The sequence below is a fragment of the Plantactinospora sp. CA-294935 genome (assembly GCF_050936445.1).
Classification (GTDB): Bacteria; Actinomycetota; Actinomycetes; order Mycobacteriales; family Micromonosporaceae; genus Plantactinospora.
The window spans coordinates 8,364,350-8,379,114 of record NZ_JBNJMU010000001.1; the positions used below are offsets into that span (position 1 = coordinate 8,364,350).

The window sequence follows — 14,765 nt, forward strand, 5'->3', positions numbered from 1 at the left end:
AAAGGACCCAGGATGAAGGTAGAGGTATACGACGACATCGCATGCCCGTGGTGCCGCCTCGGCACGCACCAGTTCCACCGAGCGGTGGCCGCGGCCGGTGCAGAAACGGACGTCGAACTCGTCCATCGTCCGTACCAGTTGATGCCCGACGCGCCCGAGGATCCCCGACCACTGATGGACACGGTGGTCGAGATGTTCGGTCCGGAACAAGCCGAGGCGATGCTCACACAGATGACACGACTCGGTGCCAGTGAAGGGATCGAGTACCGATTCGACCGTGCCATAGCGGTCAACACCTTCACCGCGCACCGGCTGCGGTGGCTCGCCCTGCACCAGCACGGTGCCGCGATGCAGGCCGCACTGACTACCGCGCTCTTCGACGCGTACTTCCGCGATGGCGTGAACATCGCCGACCACACCCAACTCACCGAGCTGGCCGAGCAGGTCGGCTTGGATGGCGGCCGGGTCCGGGACTGTCTCACCTCCGAGGAGGGGCACGCCGAAGTACGTGAGCAAGTGACCGCAGCGCGGCGGTATGGCGTCACCACCGTGCCGAGGTTCGTCTTCGACAACGGCGACCTGATCGTCGGTGTGACCAGCGCCGAAGCGCTCGGCGACGCGCTCAGGAAGGCCAGCGGCCGGTAATGACGCCCCGGCCACGACGAGCAACGACTCCGAACGACACAACGCCCCGCTCCGCCGGTCGCGACGCTAGTGGTCGGATCGCCCAAGAGGCGGCTCCATAGGCTGAAGGACGTCTCGTAACTCGGTGAAGGCGTTGCCTGGCAAGGGGTTGGTGTCACCCGGTCAGGTCCGCAGGCCGTAGGCGTCCGCGATCAGTCGCACCAGCCTCACGGCCTCACCGACGTCCACGCCGAGACCGGTCGCCGCACCGTGTCGCCCACCCGCACCACAGCATTGACGGAACCGCCAGGCAGCAGCTCCGGCCCGTCCGCGCTCACTCCACGGTCCTCCGCACCTCCGCACAGACCGTACTAATCTGCCGCAGACGGTGCGCGGCTTCTCAGGGCTCAGTGTCGGCGTCGCTGTAGCCATGCGCCTCAAGCACGGTGAGTAGTAGTTCCTGCCACGCCTTCTCGTCGCTGTCCTGCCAGCGGTGGTTCCGTGGGCACTGCCAATTGGGCGGCTCGTCCTCGACGATGCAGCCGCCGAGTGCAAGCTCTCCGTGGTCGGCGGCATCACGCGCTTCCGGAACCGGCAGGCCAAACAGCAGCGGCACACCCGGCGCACCGCATTCAGGGCAGGTGGAGATCACGTCGAGAGGGTATTGGGCCGGCCGCTCTTCTGTCGCCGCCCCGGTTGCAGGGCTGCTCGGGTAGGGACGGCATGCGGCGGGCCGAGTCGTGCTTCTTCGGGCAGGTAGGGCGTCGAGCCCACGCCCGGCGGGCTCAGACCGCCTGCACATGCGGCTTGAGCAGCGCCGCGTTGGCGGTTCCATCCCCGACAACACGGGCACGGCGCGTCGTCGGCTGGAAACTCTAGGACCAGCTTGACATACGGACGGTGTGACGCCACCACCCTCAGCCGCCGACCGCGTAGCCGGCCCCGCCCCTGCCCCAGGCCCGACCACTCCTGACACCGCGCCGATACACGCACATCGCTGCCCTCCCAGACCGGGCCGAGGGTGAACAGCGTGCAGCGGTGCTGGCGCGCCTTGGCCGTGAGCCGTCGCGCCAACTCTCCCGAACACTCGCGTCGACGGGTCCACCAGAACCGCCTCCATCCCCGTCACCGGAGCCCCGACCACATCCGCCCACGACGGCCCGGGCTGAGACCAACGCCAACGCCTCCAGCCGGATACCCACCTCCCGGGCGGCAAGACGGCCGAACGCCGGCAGACCGACCACACCGCACCAGCCGCCCGCCGCCGACACCCCCGGCCAGCATCATCATCGCCAGCGACGACCGGCCTGCCGCCCCCTCGATCGCGACCACGGCACCACGCCTCACCCGCCCGCTGAACAGCGGTTGCACCGGCGCCAGCAACGGCAGACGACTATCAACGCCCCGCGACGGTCTGCTTCTCGCAGCGCCGTCCGCAACCGGGCGACGTCAGCCATCACGACCTCGCACCGACGTCACGCCGACGCGATACCCGCAACGGTCGCCCGGTGTCCCACCAACCCACGCCGAACAGCAGCAGGCCAGAGCGCTAACGTAGTGCCGCTCCGGCCTACTTGCCACGACGGAATCTTTGGTGTGCAGCTGGTGGTAGATCTGCTCGGCCGTTTCGTCAGGATGCCAGCGTTGACTTATATAAGTGGTAGCCGGTACGATCCCTATTCATACACGCGTTCGACATCCTCGGCGACCCTCGACGCCGGCGCATTCTGGAGCTGCTCGCCGACGGCGAGCAGACCTCTGGCGCGATTACGGACGTGATCCGGGCCGAGTTCGCCATCTCCCAGCCGGCTGTCTCACAGCATCTGCGCGTGCTGCGTGACAGCGGGTTCGCGTCGGTACGGACTGAGGGCGCTCGCCGGTTCTACACCGTCGAACCCGCGGCGCTGAGCGAGGTCGACGCATGGCTGGACCGGTTTCGCCGCTTCTGGGAACAGCGCCTCGACGCTCTGGAAACCGAGCTGGCCCGGGGCAGGCGTGCAGCTCGGACTCCGGCTGGCGAAGATCCCAACCGACCGACTGGGTCCGGGCTCGGTGCCGGCAAGACCGATCCATCAGCGAAGGGAGCGTGACATGAAAGACATATTGGACGAACTGGCCGCCACTCGCCGGGCAATGGGCACGGGCAGCGTGCCCGCCGGCGACGCGTACACCGTCGAGGTGCGGCGTCGATACGAAGCGCCGATTGACGACGTCTGGGACGCCCTTACCAGCCCCGAGCGGCTGCATCGCTGGTTGAAACCGGTCACCGGGGACCTGCGGCTAGGCGGGAAGTTCGAGCTGGACGGTGGTGAGCACGGCGAGATCCTACGGTGCGAGCCACCGCGTCTGCTGAAGGTGTCCTGGCTCTACGGGCCGGACGCCGACGCTTGGACCGGCACGAGCGAGGTGGAAGTGCGCCTGGTCCCGGACCCGACCGGCGGCACCGAATTCGAGCTGATCCACGCAGCGGTCGTCGAGGAGCCCCTCTTCCCGACCTACGGCCCCGGTGCCGGTGGCGTTGGCTGGGACCTGGCTCTCCTCGCCCTGGCCCGGATGTTGGCCGCTGGCGAGACCGCCGACCGCGAGGTGGTTGAGAAGTCACCCGAAGGGCGCGAGTTCATCCGGCGCAGCGCCGCGGCCTGGGGCGAGGCTCACCTGGCCGCCGGTGGCGAACCGGAGCACGTCGCAGCCGCAGTCGAGGCCACCACCAAGTTCTACGCACCCGACCCGACCTGACCTGACATCCCCGCTGCGGTGGGCTGACCGGCATTCCTGGGGCCTCCACCGCCGATGAGAACTGTCAATCGCGAAACGGATGTCAGACCTCTCCCCGAGGAGCAAGACGAGCAGTACAACAGCATGTTGTCCCACACCTAGAAGGGAATTCGCGCCATGAAGTACACCAACTCGATCGAGATCGCGCTGCCGCGAGAGAAAGTGGTCCAGCTGCTCGCCGACCCGACACACCTACCGAAGTGGCTGCGAGGCATGGTGCTGCACGAGCCCGTGAACGGGATACACGGACAGCTCGGCACCAAATCTCGGGTCGTGATGCAGTCGGGAAAGCGGAAGTTCGAGTGCATCGAAACGATCACACGCCGGGAGCCGGCAGACCTGCACGAGATCCCCAAAGAGGTCGTCGTTCACTTCGACCGCGAGACCGTCGGCGCGGGCATGTGGAGTGTCGTGCGCGATCGGCTGACCGAAGCCAATCCAGAGACGACGCTCTGGGAGAGCGAGAGCGAATACCGGTTCAGCGGCCTGCTGATGCGGCTGGTGGGGCTCCTAATGCCCAGCGCCTTCCACAAGCAGTCGCAACAGCACATGCAGGATTTCAAAGCGTTCGCCGAAGAGGGGAAGGATGTCGGCGAAGGGAAAGACTGACCCGTCGCAATCAGCAACGAGAATCTTCGACGGCGATCGGCCGCCGCTCGGCGTGATCGGGATCTGGCACTTGCGTTCCCACGTTCGGTTCCTGGTGGGTGATCCCATCCGGGTGGGACGCGTCTCTTGCGGGGTATCGAAGAGCAGGCGTCACAACTCAGAGATGTACTTCGACAAGTCCATCACGCCGGATGATGCCCGCTGGTCGCACCCCGAGCCGCTCCATGACCGCCCGCGAGGCACGGTTGTGCACCTCGGTGAACGCCACGATCGGCAGATCCGCATGGTGGGTTACCGCCCAGTCCAGCGCCGCCCGGCCGAGCTCCGTCGCATAGCCACGGCCCGTGCGGGCGTGTGCCTTGATCCGCAGGTAGTACGAGAGTGAATTCTCATGCCGCCGATCGGGCGCCACGTTCTGCGACGGTCGAATCCTCCACAGCCACGTGGCGGCGGTCGATTCCGGCCCGGACGCCGGACCAAGGACTGCGGCATCATGACGTCGCGGCAGGTAGCATGCTGCGGTGCCGACCGACATCTACGGCTTCCTCGAGGTCCGTCGCCCCCACTTTGACGGCAGCTCAAATCCGTGGATCTGCCTGATGGATCTCGCTCCGCTCCATGACGGCATGGACTACGCGGCGCTCGGTTGCCTGTTCGGGGTGAGGAACTGGCTCTCCTGGGAGCCGGTCGCGGCCGACCGCGGTCTGCCGCCCGACGTGTCGGCTCCCGTCCGGGACGATTACGAGAAGTGGTCACGGCTGGACGGAGCCGTCCATGGCGCCACCTGGGTTTCCTGGGCCGAACTTCGTGACCTCGACCTGTCGGTCCCCGCACCTGGTCGCGGTGTGTTGGAGATCCAGGAAGGACCACGGGCAGGCCATCCCGACTACAACCGGTGGCCCGCCGGAAACCCCGAGTGGTACGGCCTCCGCCAACGAATCCGGGTGGACGACGACTGGCCCGATGACGTCGTCGAGACGTACGGCGTCCCGCCGGTCGGCATCACACCGGTTGAGGCGTCGCCGGGTTGCTGGGCAACCGCCGACGCAAGATTCCAGTACGACTCACGAACGCGGCAGGACTTCATCGGACCGGAAACTGACTGGGAACACGTCTTCGCTGTGATGCGCGCGCTCGGCCAGCGCTTCGGCGACGATGGGGTACGTCTGGTCGTCTGGTTCGACTAGCCGGGTTTCAGGGGTCGGGTTGAAGCATCGGATGGCCTCGCGGTGGGTCTTGCCTTCGCTGGTGCGTCGTTCGACGTAGGCGCGGCTGCGGGTGCGAGTGCGAGTGCCCCAGCGGAGCCGGGCGACCACGAGGATGTAAAGGGCAGAGTTGGCTCGTCTGTCGCCGCCGCTGTTGAGGCGGCGGCGTTGGGTCTTGCCGGAGGTGGCTCCGATGGGGCTGACGCCGCAGAGGGCGGCGAACGCCGCATTGATGTTGAGGCGGTCAGGGTTGTCGCCGACGGCCAGGAGCAACGCGCTGGCGGCGTCTGGTCCGACGTCGTAGCGTTCCAGCAACCCGCCCCTGAAACACGGCTAGCTAGCGGATCCAGGCGTGCGGACGTCCGGAAATGCCGACGACGGTGCGCGTGGTCACGGCGAGGTCACCGCTTGGCCTCGCGCGCCGATGGCCTGGTATTGCAACGGCGGTCGGACGACGCGGGCACTGGCCGGGGCGGGGGCGCAGGTGACGGTGACCGCTCGGGACGACAACGCCCGCTGGCCGTCAGCGGGCGTAACGGGGCTCGTTGAGCCGGTGACGGAACTCTGCGTGCGCGGTCTGGAAGACTCCGTTGAGCCGTTCGAGTTCGGACTCGGTTGGCTCCCGCCGCAGCCCGACATCGATCTTGAAGTCGCCGTCTACGATCGCCACGTCGAGGCGGTCGAGCAGGTCCGCGGGAAGTCTGGTGATGACGAACTCGCGGAACGCGTCGGCGATCGTGCCCGCCATGTCGCCACACCCGCAGGTGCGACCGTCCAGGACCGCACCGAGGTGGCTGCGGCCGATGATCGCGTCCGGGTGTACGGGATCCATGACGGTCAGGCCCTCCTCCAGGACCGTGCGGGCCTCCGACAGCCGCGCCTCATGCTGGAGGAACAGCCCGAGAGCGACGCAGGCCCGCCCGACCGTGTCGTAGTCGGTGCCTCGGCGCGCCTGGCCCACTGCCTCGGTCAGCCGTTGCTCCGCCAGGCCCACCTGGCCGGCCTCCTTCAGCGCGAGGCCCCAGTTGCGCAGCACCTGGCTCCGCAGCTCCGGACGACCGATGCGCTCGGCCCTCGCGTGCGCCGACTCGTACGTGCGCAGCGCCGCCTCGGCATCGCCGGCTTCGTCCTGGGCCATCGCCAAGCCGAGCGCTGCCATCAGCGCCTCCTCCTGCCGGCCCTGCCGGTCGTACGAAGCGAGCACGCGCTCGATCGCATCAACCCGCCCCACCTGGTCACCGAGATCACGGCCGAGGTTCGCCAGCGCGGACAAGGCGTTGAGCGTCGCCTGGTGGTCAATGCCGAGCCGCTCTTCCAAAGCGGCGACCAAGGAGGTGAGCAGGGCCTTGGAGGCTGGATCGTCGTGGTCCAGCATCTGGGTGACGGCTCGCCCGATCTGCTCGACGACCTCGTCCGGCAGTTGGTGCAGTCCCACGAAGAGCGGCTCGCCGGTGCCACCGGCCTGCACAATCGCCGCTCGCAGCGCCAACGCGGAAGCCACCCGCTCGTGCCCGTCACGCCACAGGTTGGCCACCGCCTCCTCGACGACCTGCCGCGCCTCCGCCACGTCGCCACGCTCCCGCAGCAGGTCCGCCAACGGTTCGAGACCGAACGCGTACCCGGCATGCTCGCGACCGTAGAAGGCGAGCCGCTCCTGAACGCCCTGACGCAACTCCGTCTCCGCCTCGTCGAGTCGTCCGACCATGCGCAGCGCCAGTCCCAGATTGAGTCGGTAGGTCAACTGGTCCTTGCGGGACTCGTGATCGCGCGGCGTCGCGGAGACGGCCCGGCGGAAGCACTCGATCGCGCGGTCGAGTTGACCGGCGTTGAGCAGCACATTGCCGAGGTCGCACTGGGCCGAGGCCCATTCCGGGCTGCCGTGACCGTGGTTGTCCGCCGCGGCCTGTAGCTCGCGCGTCATGAGGTTCTCGGCGTCGCCCATGCGGCCCTCCCGCAACAGCCCGAAGGCCACGTCGACCGGGGTGGGATGTGTCGTCACGAGCCGGAAGTTTACGGCCGCCCGCCTGGTGGCGTTCGCGCACCGCTGGGCTCGCCTCGAACGAGGCTTTGACCATGCTGAACCGCCTGTGCCTCGGGCCGCGGGTTAACCGCGGTCAGTCGCGGTATCCCGAGTTTGTTGTGGCGGCCGCGCGGCGCCGGCCGTAGGCGGACAAGCTGCGCGACTACTCTGAGTCGGCGTGGTAGCGCCATCGGCGGGCATCGGGGTAACTGATCAGGCTGTGAGTGGCGTGGCGGCATGATCCTGGTCCTGCCGGTCGTGTGGATATGCCACTCCGGAACGGACAGATCATGCCGCTTCGACCGATCTCGCCCGCGTCGGAGACTCCTCACGACCCACCAGCCAAGATCCACGCGCCTGCCTTGGCTGTTCAGCGCGCCGGACGGCGGAGCCAGCGGCGGAGTGTGCGTGGTGGGTCGAGGTGGCCGCCGGCGTACAGCCAGGACTCGAAGCGGTCGAGGTCGGCGCGGAACGAGGAGTCGACCGGTTTCGGATGGTCGAGTGCCCAGGTGTCGAACAGTGGCCGGAACTCCGTGCCGAGCCGTTCGGCCAGGTCGGGGCGCAACCTGGCCGCGACCGAGCGGCGTTTGGACTGGAGCGCCCGGGCCTCGACCGCGACCCGGTGCGCGTCGAACCCGGCCGGCACTTGGCCGCCGGCCAGCAGCGCGCGAAGGAGTTCCCGCTGCCGCGCGGCCAGTTTGTCCCGCTGTGTCACGGGGTTCCGCCGCCGCAGCCACCGCCACCACCGCCGCTGTCGCTACTCGACGTGGGCGGGCCGTAGTAGTAGAAAGCCTCCCGCTGGCGACCTCGGCCCTTCCTCTTGGGCGGGGTGGCCGACGCGATGAGCGTCGCGCGTAGCTCCTCGTCTGGGTAGGCGGCCATCCCGGACACCGCGACTCGGTCGACCCCGTCGAGCTGGCGGGCGGCCAGCGTCACCACCGGGTTCCTGCGCCGCGCGCCGGCGGGAAGCGGCCAGACCGCGATATAGAACGCCGAGATGATCGCCATGCTGACGATGAGCTGGATGAGCAGGTAACCGATCGGGTAGCCGTCGGTGATGCCGTCGACCAGGCGGGCCACGCCGACCGCGAGCACCAGGCACAGCAGCGCCAGCGAGGCGTACTTGGCAAGCGCCCGCTCCCGCGGCGACCGGGAGCGCTGACCGGGGGCCACGCGTTCGGCAAGCGCCCGAACCTGGGGCATCGCCTTGAGCCGACGCCGCAGAACGTGGACCTTCGTCGGCTGCTGGCGGACGACCTCGTAGACGTCCCGGTCGATCGGGTGGTCGGAGACCGGGTCACCCGGTGCGGACAGCACGCCTCTGCGGTTCACCCTGACCTGTTCACTGTGGACGAGCCGGGCGACGGCAGCGTCGACCACCCGATCGGTACCACCCGCGAGGAAGGCCACCTCCGCATACTCCACGGCGGGCGGCAGCTCGGCCGGCGCGGTCCGGTTGGCCCAGCGGCGGGCGTACCCCGCCACGGCCAGGCCGGCGATCACGGCGAGCGGGTAGAGCAGCAGGAACTGCGGGCCCGAGATACCCCACGGCTGCATCAGGATTCCTTGGAGGCAGCGACGACGGCACGGATCGCGGCGAGTTCGGCAGCCAGATCGGCGTCCGGTGGGAAGTCGTCGTCGCGTTCCAGCATGACCCCCGGCTGGTCGACGCGGGCGCACAACGCGGCGAGGACGTCCAGCACCTGCGGCGGCACGGCGTGAGCGTGCGTGTCGTGGTAGAGCCCGTCGTGGGTGACCCCGCCCGCGACGTGCACGTAGGCCAGCCTCTCCAGCGGCAGCTCGTCGAGGAAGGTCTCCGGCGCGGTGCCGAGGTTGACCGCGTTCGCGTACAGGTTGGCGACGTCGACCAGCAGCCAGCAGTCGGTGCGCTCGACCAGCTCGGCCAGGAACTGTCCCTCGGTCAGGTCGCTGTCCGGCCAGTCGAGCAGCGCCGCGATGTTCTCCAGCGCCAACGGCACCGGCAGCTCCGCCTGCACCCGATTCACGTTGTCCACCAGCACGTCCAGCGCGTCACGGGTGCGCGGCACCGGCAGCAGGTGCCCGGAGTCGAGCCCGCCGGCGCGGCTGAACGCCACGTGCTCGCTGACCAACGGCGCGTCCACCGCCTCCGCCACGGCGGCCAGGTGCGCGACCCGCGTGCGGTCCACCGGCTCCGCGCCGCCGAGCGACAGCGACACCGCGTGCGCGATCACCGGCACCCCACGTTCGCGCAGCACGGTCAGCGACACCGGCAGCGGGTCCGGGTGGATGTTCTCCGCCAGCACCTCCACGAAGTCGACACCGGGCAGCCGCTCCACCGTCAGGTCGATCTCCGGCCGCCAGCCGATCCCGACGCCGAGTCTCGGCCCTGTCATGGTGCCGCCTCCACCGAACCCGCTGTCGTGCGGCAAACCCGGTCCACGGCAGACATCAGGGGGTACCGCCGCCACAGCCTCCGCCGGACGAGTGGTCGCCGGAGGACGCGGTGTAGTTGTGCGTGTAGGTGCTGCCGCCGGACGAGCCGATGTGCACGAAGGAGTCGAACGAGCCCGCGGAGGCGTAGCTCCACGTGCCGCCGGCGAACGCCACGGCCGCGCCGGCGGTCAGCGCCTTGGAGAGCTCCTTGTCCGGGTAGGCGTGCGGGCCGCTCACCGCCACCCGCTCCAGCGGATCCGCCGCCTGGCCTCTCGCCGTGACCTCGGCCAGCACCCGGTCGCCGTGCACCGTCCGGGCCTTGGGGGCGGACGTGAGCCGGGTGCTCAGGTACACACTGGCGATGAGCGCCGCAGCGAGCAGAAAACTCAGATAGTTGGTGGGCAGGTCGTTGGCAATCCCGTTGATCCAGCGGGCCAGGCCGATCACGAACAGCAGGTACAGCAAGACCGGAGCGAGCCATCGTGCCCGGACCGCACGGGCCGGCGCGACGAGCAGGCCTCGGCGGACCAGTGACTCGCCGATCTCGGTCATCACCGGTTTGCCCGCAAGCCTCTCGGCCACCGTCGCGACCTTCTGCGGTGCGGTGAGTTCGGCGAGCACCGCGTCGTCGAGCGGGCGTCCGGTCGGCTCGCCGTCCGCCGTGGCGGTCAGGGTGCCCTGACGGTCGACTCTGACGTCACCGGCGTCGACCAGCCGGACGACGCCGACCTGGACCGCGTGCTGCGGCCCGCCCGCGAGGAAGCCCAACTCCTCGGGAGCCGGCGGGTCGGGCGGCTCGGCAAGCCGTGGCCTGCGCACCGCCATGCGCACCCCGACCGCCACGGCAAGCCCCACGACCAGGCCGGCGGAGTACAGCCAGAGGAACTCCGGCCCCGACAGTCCCCACGGATGCATCGCCTACCCCTTCCCCACGCTTGGCGGACATTGTCTCTGGTGTGACTCAGCGGCGCCCACGAAGGGGCTCGGCATGGACGAGCCGCGTCTCCACGCGGTCGCCGTGCACCCTGCTTCAGGGTGCATAACGGTTTAGGTGCGGGTGACTGGCCGGCCGCACTGGGGGCACTCGGCGCCGACCAGTAAGTGCAGCCTGGGGAAGAGCTCGACCGCGGCCACGTCACTGAACCGCGGGAACCCCCCGCTGGCCCTCCGCGCCCGACGGCTCGGATGCCCGCACCAACCGAAATCACGTACGCGCTTCTAGCCGCCGACCCTGCGCGCCCGTGCTGGCGTGTCGGGCACCCTCGGTAGCCGCTGACCTCATCATGGCCAACTGCGAGGACGTCCGCACGTGTCGGAGACGAGCGCGTGGGATTGTGTAGTGAAGCCATCTGTGGGATGCCTGTACCTCTCTGGCCGTTGTGGCGCTCGGCCTCGGCAACCTCGACGGTGACGGGCTGTAGGTCCTGTCCGGCTGGGCCACCGTCTAGCAGGCTGGGCCACCGTCTAGCAGGAGGTCCACCGCCGGTGCGCCGCGGCGCGGACGATCTGGTTGGATCGGCAATCATGCAGATGGTGGAACGCCCATGGGGGATCACCGCGTTCGGCGCGGCGAGTGTGAAAGCAGTCCCGGATCTGGTCCGGGTGCGGTTCAAGGTCGTACGTGTGGAGCAAACCCCGAACGCCGCGTTCGAAGCGGCCCGCGCCGCCGTACGGGCCGTGCGTGGCGCGCTACGGGCACACGGGATCAGCGATGCGGCGGTCGAGGGTTCGCGGTTGGACCTAAAGACCGCTACCGAGTACGTGGACGGCACACGCAAGTTCGTCGGCTACCAGTGCCAAGCCGCCTTCGCGGTCGAGTCTCGCGCGCTGGACGACGTTGAACCGCTGCTCGTCGATGTCGTCGCGGCCGGCGCCAACGAGATCGAGGGCGTCGACTTCGATGTCGTCGCCAAGCGCGAACTGCGGGCCGAGGCCCGGCGCAAGGCGGTCGCCGCAGCCCGCGCGAAGGCCGACCTCTACGCCGAAGCGGCCGGCGTCCGCGTCGGCGCGGTCCTGCATGTCGAGGACGTCGACCCGGAACAGCCCGGCACTGCCCGCTACCGCAGCCACGCCGAGGCTGCGGCCACCACAGCCCAGGACCTCGCCCCGGGCCACATCGTCGTGTCTGCCGCCGTGATCCTCGGCTACGCCGTGGCCCGCGACTGAAGCCGTCGCTCGCCGCCCCGCCCGGTTGGAATTGTCGAACTGGTCGCACGTGCGACCTCTCCCGCACCGCCAGCGCCCCCGTCCAGGTGCCGCCGGGTCGTACGACATGTCGCATCGTGGCGGGGCGACGGGATAGGGCGGCCGCGCGCAAGGGCTTGCTCGATCGGATACCGCAGAAGCTCGCCAGCGTCGATGGACCCGGGGCACCGGGCCCACGGTCGTGCTGAGAGTAGTGCTCACTCGGCGAGGCACCGCGGATGTCTTGCAGTGGGGTGGATTAGGGGGCACCAGCACGATAGTCGCAACCGTCAGTGTCGCAGCGGTTACTAGCCCGGTTCCCACGGACCAGCGGTCGACGATCGCGCCGGCCACGGCGACTCCTGCGGCCCCGCCCAGGGCGGTCGAGGCGCCGAGCCAGGCGAACGCCTCGGTGTCGCTGCCGTTCTGGGTCCGACGCCACCAGGCGGGCCAGGTTGGTCAGTGCGGGCGCGACCTGACGCCGGCAAGAACCATGAGGGGACGCGCGGCGAAGTGTATGCGCTGCGGTAGAACGCGAACGATGACGGCACGTAGTGAGGCACCCGGCGCCGGCAAAAGCAGTGGCGCGGCCGGGCCCCAATCGAGAAGATCGATCGCGTGCTTGCCGAACTCTGGCCCCAATATGGCCTCACGATAACCACGCCACGGCTGAAACTACGCCTGCCCCACGAGGCCGAGCTGACCAAAATCGCTCACCTAGCCGGCGCCGGGGTTCACCACCCGGCCGAGCGCCCCTTCCTCACTCCCTGGACCGACGGCAGCTACGAAGACCGCGCACGGGCCGTACTTCAGGGCCACTGGAACGGCCTCGCAACATGGCAGACGACGGCATGGCAACTCGGGTTGGGAGTCTTCCACGCGGACGAGCCGATCGGCCTGGTCAACCTTCGAGCACGCGACTTCCCGGTCGTTCGCGAGGTCACTACCTCAGCCTGGCTCGGCGTCGAACACCAGCGCAAAGGCTACGGAACGGAGGCCCGCCTAGGCCTGCTCACCCTGGCCTTCGAGCACCTCGGTGCCAACGCGGCACTCACCGAGGTGTTCCAGGACAACCACTCCTCCCAAGGCGTGTCCCGCAAACTCGGCTACGAACACGACGGCATCTCCGTCGACGCCCGCGGCAGCGAAGCCGTCATATCCGACCGCCTTCGGCTGACACGACAGAAGTGGACCACACAACAACGGCCCGCAGTGACGATCGAGGGATGGCCAGCCTGCAAGACCATCTTCGGTCTCTGACCACGCAACGACCGCCCGAGTCACCTAGCCTCTGCAAGATCAGTCGTACTTGCCTCTGCACTACGACGGCTCTGGCAAGATTTTCGTAGTGGAAGATCGTCAGCCAGTCGCGGTGCTGCGCCGTAGGTGTGCGATGAGTACGACTCTTTGGCGTAGGAGTGGGATTTTTGCTCGGCCGGCCATGAGCCGCTTCTGGAGTTTCACGTCGGTGATGCGGCCTTCGTTGACGCCGGAGCTGTAGGGCGAGGTGATGGCCTGCACGACTGCCGGCAGGTCATCGCGGATCACCCTGGCGAAGCTGGGTAGTCCGGGCAGATGGCAGGTTTCGAGTTGGTTGAGCCAGTCTGATAGCGGACCGGGTTCGCCGGTGTCGAACAGGGTGGCGAAGGTCCGGACCAGGCTATGGGTGCGCTCGAGTTCGGGGCAGTGTGCCAGCAGGCGCTGAAGCCGTTCGATGGTGTCGAGGGTTCGGCGTGGTGGGCTGGTGGTGATCCAGCGGGCGGCTTCGCGTGGTGACGGGGCACGCTTGTGCGGCTCGTCGATGGGCAGACCGCGGCGCAGCGGCGCGATCGCCATCTTCACCCGCTGATAGTGGCCGAGGAAGCCCTTGGCTTTCAGCTCCGCATGGAGCACTTTGGCATTGTGTTCGCCCTCATTCCAGCGTTGCTGCAGGTACTGCAGGTAGGGGTCAAGAGCGGACGGGACCCGTGGACGCTGGCGGCGTACGCAGTCCTGCCAGCTGGTCGCGGTCGCGTACTTGCGCACGGTGCGCCAGTTCATTCCCAGCTCGCGGGCGACGGCGTTGTAGGCGCGGCCGGTGTCGGTCAACGCGTGGACGGTTTCGAACAGGTGCCGGGCATGGCTGGCCGATCGGCTGTCGGCTGACCGGGTCGCCTCGGTGTCAGCGGGGGCTGGGCGAGCTGGTTCGGGTTCGGGGTTCGCGGTGGGTAGGCAGCCGCGGTGAACGGTGGTGATCTGTTGCACGCGCCGGGACAAGCCCTGCCACAGGTGAAACCGGTCGCTGACCTGGATGGCCTGGGGGGCGCCGCTGGTGATGCCCTGACGATAGGTCGGTGAGCCGTCCCGGCAGGCGATCTGCACGCCCGGATGTGCCTGCAGCCAGTCACGCAGCGTCTCGGCGTCGCGTCCTTCCCACAAGGTGATCGGCAGCCGGGTGTCGCCGTCGACCAGCAGCGTGCCGTAGACGCGGCCATACAAGGCGAAGTCGTCCACGCCCAGGACTCGTGGGGTGACCGGTGTCGGCAGCGGCATTCTCATCAGATGCGACAGCACGCTGGTCCGGGACAGCCCGGCATGCAGCAGGTGCAGCAGCCGGGCACCGCCGCGGCCGGCGAGCAGAACCCCTGCGATCTGCGTCAGGCGTTGCAACAGCGGCGTGCGGCGCTGATAGCGCACCGTCAGCCCGTCGATCTGTTCGGCGAAGGTCACCTTCGAGCACACCGGATTTTCGCAGTACAGGCGACGGACCCGCAGCTCGATACGAGCCGGCCGCCCGCCAATCGCGGTGTCGGCCAGCCAGCGTGTGTATCGACTGTGGGCCCAGTCGCTCACGCTGCCACAACCCGTGCAGGACGACGCCTCGTCTTCGCGGGTACGGGCACGGATGACCAGCACAGGACCAGAGCCGTCAACCGAGGTGACCACGACCGTGG

15 protein-coding genes and 1 pseudogene are annotated in these 14,765 nt (G+C 68.7%); 7 read left to right on the forward strand and 9 right to left on the reverse strand.

From position 1 onward, the window contains the following. Positions 1 to 12: 12 nt before the first annotated feature. On the forward strand, positions 13 to 645 hold the full coding sequence (locus tag ACQEVC_RS36695) for a DsbA family oxidoreductase (protein ID WP_432887406.1): 633 nt from the start codon (positions 13 to 15) through the stop codon (positions 643 to 645). Between the two features lie 379 nt (positions 646 to 1,024). Here the strand turns inward: ACQEVC_RS36695 and ACQEVC_RS36700 are convergent, their stop codons facing one another. Beyond that, positions 1,025 to 1,276, reverse strand: coding sequence for a hypothetical protein (locus tag ACQEVC_RS36700; RefSeq protein WP_432887409.1), 252 nt, complete (start codon positions 1,274 to 1,276; stop codon positions 1,025 to 1,027). A 1,030-nt stretch (positions 1,277 to 2,306) separates the two neighbouring features. Between ACQEVC_RS36700 and ACQEVC_RS36705 the strand changes: the two genes are divergently transcribed. From ACQEVC_RS36705 to ACQEVC_RS36715, 3 genes are all read left to right on the forward strand, one after another. Then, entirely contained in the window at positions 2,307 to 2,714 is a 408-nt protein-coding gene (locus ACQEVC_RS36705; RefSeq protein ID WP_432891913.1) for an ArsR/SmtB family transcription factor, read from the forward strand. A 13-nt stretch (positions 2,715 to 2,727) separates the two neighbouring features. After that, entirely contained in the window at positions 2,728 to 3,360 is a 633-nt protein-coding gene (locus ACQEVC_RS36710) for an SRPBCC domain-containing protein (RefSeq protein ID WP_432887412.1), read from the forward strand. A gap of 156 nt (positions 3,361 to 3,516) precedes the next feature. Next, a complete protein-coding gene (locus ACQEVC_RS36715) occupies positions 3,517 to 4,008 on the forward strand; it encodes an SRPBCC family protein (protein ID WP_432887415.1) in 492 nt (163 codons plus the stop codon). Positions 4,009 to 4,165: 157 nt separating this feature from the next. Here ACQEVC_RS36715 and ACQEVC_RS36720 read toward each other — a convergent pair whose 3' ends face one another. Further along, complete coding sequence (locus ACQEVC_RS36720; RefSeq protein ID WP_432887418.1) at positions 4,166 to 4,543, reverse strand: GNAT family N-acetyltransferase; 378 nt, start codon at positions 4,541 to 4,543, stop codon at positions 4,166 to 4,168. On the opposite strand from ACQEVC_RS36720, the gene ACQEVC_RS36725 reads away from it, so the two are divergent. Beyond that, positions 4,530 to 5,195: a hypothetical protein gene (locus ACQEVC_RS36725; protein ID WP_432887421.1), complete on the forward strand. Its 666-nt coding sequence runs from the start codon at positions 4,530 to 4,532 to the stop codon at positions 5,193 to 5,195. The genes ACQEVC_RS36720 and ACQEVC_RS36725 overlap by 14 nt on opposite strands. Before the next feature lie 102 nt (positions 5,196 to 5,297). Here ACQEVC_RS36725 and ACQEVC_RS36730 read toward each other — a convergent pair. The 6 genes and pseudogenes from ACQEVC_RS36730 to ACQEVC_RS36755 all read right to left on the reverse strand — a co-directional run. Continuing rightward, positions 5,298 to 5,528 (reverse strand): annotated as a pseudogene (locus ACQEVC_RS36730) (transposase); the annotation flags it as partial. Between the two features lie 208 nt (positions 5,529 to 5,736). Continuing rightward, positions 5,737 to 7,212, reverse strand: coding sequence for a tetratricopeptide repeat protein (locus ACQEVC_RS36735; protein ID WP_432887424.1), 1,476 nt, complete (start codon positions 7,210 to 7,212; stop codon positions 5,737 to 5,739). 391 nt (positions 7,213 to 7,603) lie between these two features. After that, the gene (locus tag ACQEVC_RS36740; RefSeq protein ID WP_432887427.1) at positions 7,604 to 7,948 is read right to left on the reverse strand and encodes a hypothetical protein; all 345 of its coding nucleotides are present in this window, start codon (positions 7,946 to 7,948) and stop codon (positions 7,604 to 7,606) included. Then, positions 7,945 to 8,790 carry a TIGR04222 domain-containing membrane protein gene (locus ACQEVC_RS36745; protein WP_432887430.1) on the reverse strand — a complete coding sequence of 282 codons (846 nt, stop codon included), beginning with the start codon at positions 8,788 to 8,790 and terminating at the stop codon, positions 7,945 to 7,947. The genes ACQEVC_RS36740 and ACQEVC_RS36745 overlap by 4 nt, the downstream gene beginning before the upstream one ends. Next, a complete protein-coding gene (locus ACQEVC_RS36750) occupies positions 8,790 to 9,608 on the reverse strand; it encodes a DUF692 domain-containing protein (protein ID WP_432887433.1) in 819 nt (272 codons plus the stop codon). The genes ACQEVC_RS36745 and ACQEVC_RS36750 overlap by 1 nt, the downstream gene beginning before the upstream one ends. 55 nt (positions 9,609 to 9,663) lie before the next feature. Further along, positions 9,664 to 10,563, reverse strand: a complete 900-nt coding sequence (locus tag ACQEVC_RS36755) for a TIGR04222 domain-containing membrane protein (RefSeq protein WP_432887436.1) — start codon at positions 10,561 to 10,563, stop codon at positions 9,664 to 9,666. 570 nt (positions 10,564 to 11,133) lie between these two features. Here ACQEVC_RS36755 and ACQEVC_RS36760 point away from each other — a divergent pair. Together ACQEVC_RS36760 and ACQEVC_RS36765 are read left to right on the forward strand one after the other, a co-directional pair. Beyond that, positions 11,134 to 11,814: an SIMPL domain-containing protein gene (locus tag ACQEVC_RS36760; protein WP_432887439.1), complete on the forward strand. Its 681-nt coding sequence runs from the start codon at positions 11,134 to 11,136 to the stop codon at positions 11,812 to 11,814. A gap of 636 nt (positions 11,815 to 12,450) precedes the next feature. Then, positions 12,451 to 13,092 (forward strand): GNAT family N-acetyltransferase, encoded by a 642-nt coding sequence (locus tag ACQEVC_RS36765; RefSeq protein ID WP_432887442.1) that lies wholly within the window; start codon positions 12,451 to 12,453, stop codon positions 13,090 to 13,092. Positions 13,093 to 13,191: 99 nt separating this feature from the next. Here the strand turns inward: ACQEVC_RS36765 and ACQEVC_RS36770 are convergent, their stop codons facing one another. Next, complete coding sequence (locus ACQEVC_RS36770; RefSeq protein WP_432891278.1) at positions 13,192 to 14,757, reverse strand: ISL3 family transposase; 1,566 nt, start codon at positions 14,755 to 14,757, stop codon at positions 13,192 to 13,194. Positions 14,758 to 14,765: the final 8 nt, after the last annotated feature.

What these genes read in the sequence shown, in the direction of transcription:
- ACQEVC_RS36750 (WP_432887433.1), bottom strand. Translation starts at nt 9,608, where the DNA reads ATGACAGGGCCGAGACTCGGCGTCGGGATCGGCTGGCGGCCGGAGATC.
- ACQEVC_RS36695 (WP_432887406.1), top strand. Translation starts at nt 13, where the DNA reads ATGAAGGTAGAGGTATACGACGACATCGCATGCCCGTGGTGCCGCCTC.
- ACQEVC_RS36715 (WP_432887415.1), top strand. Translation starts at nt 3,517, where the DNA reads ATGAAGTACACCAACTCGATCGAGATCGCGCTGCCGCGAGAGAAAGTG.
- ACQEVC_RS36745 (WP_432887430.1), bottom strand. Translation starts at nt 8,790, where the DNA reads ATGCAGCCGTGGGGTATCTCGGGCCCGCAGTTCCTGCTGCTCTACCCG.
- ACQEVC_RS36720 (WP_432887418.1), bottom strand. Translation starts at nt 4,543, where the DNA reads ATGTCGGTCGGCACCGCAGCATGCTACCTGCCGCGACGTCATGATGCC.
- ACQEVC_RS36755 (WP_432887436.1), bottom strand. Translation starts at nt 10,563, where the DNA reads ATGCATCCGTGGGGACTGTCGGGGCCGGAGTTCCTCTGGCTGTACTCC.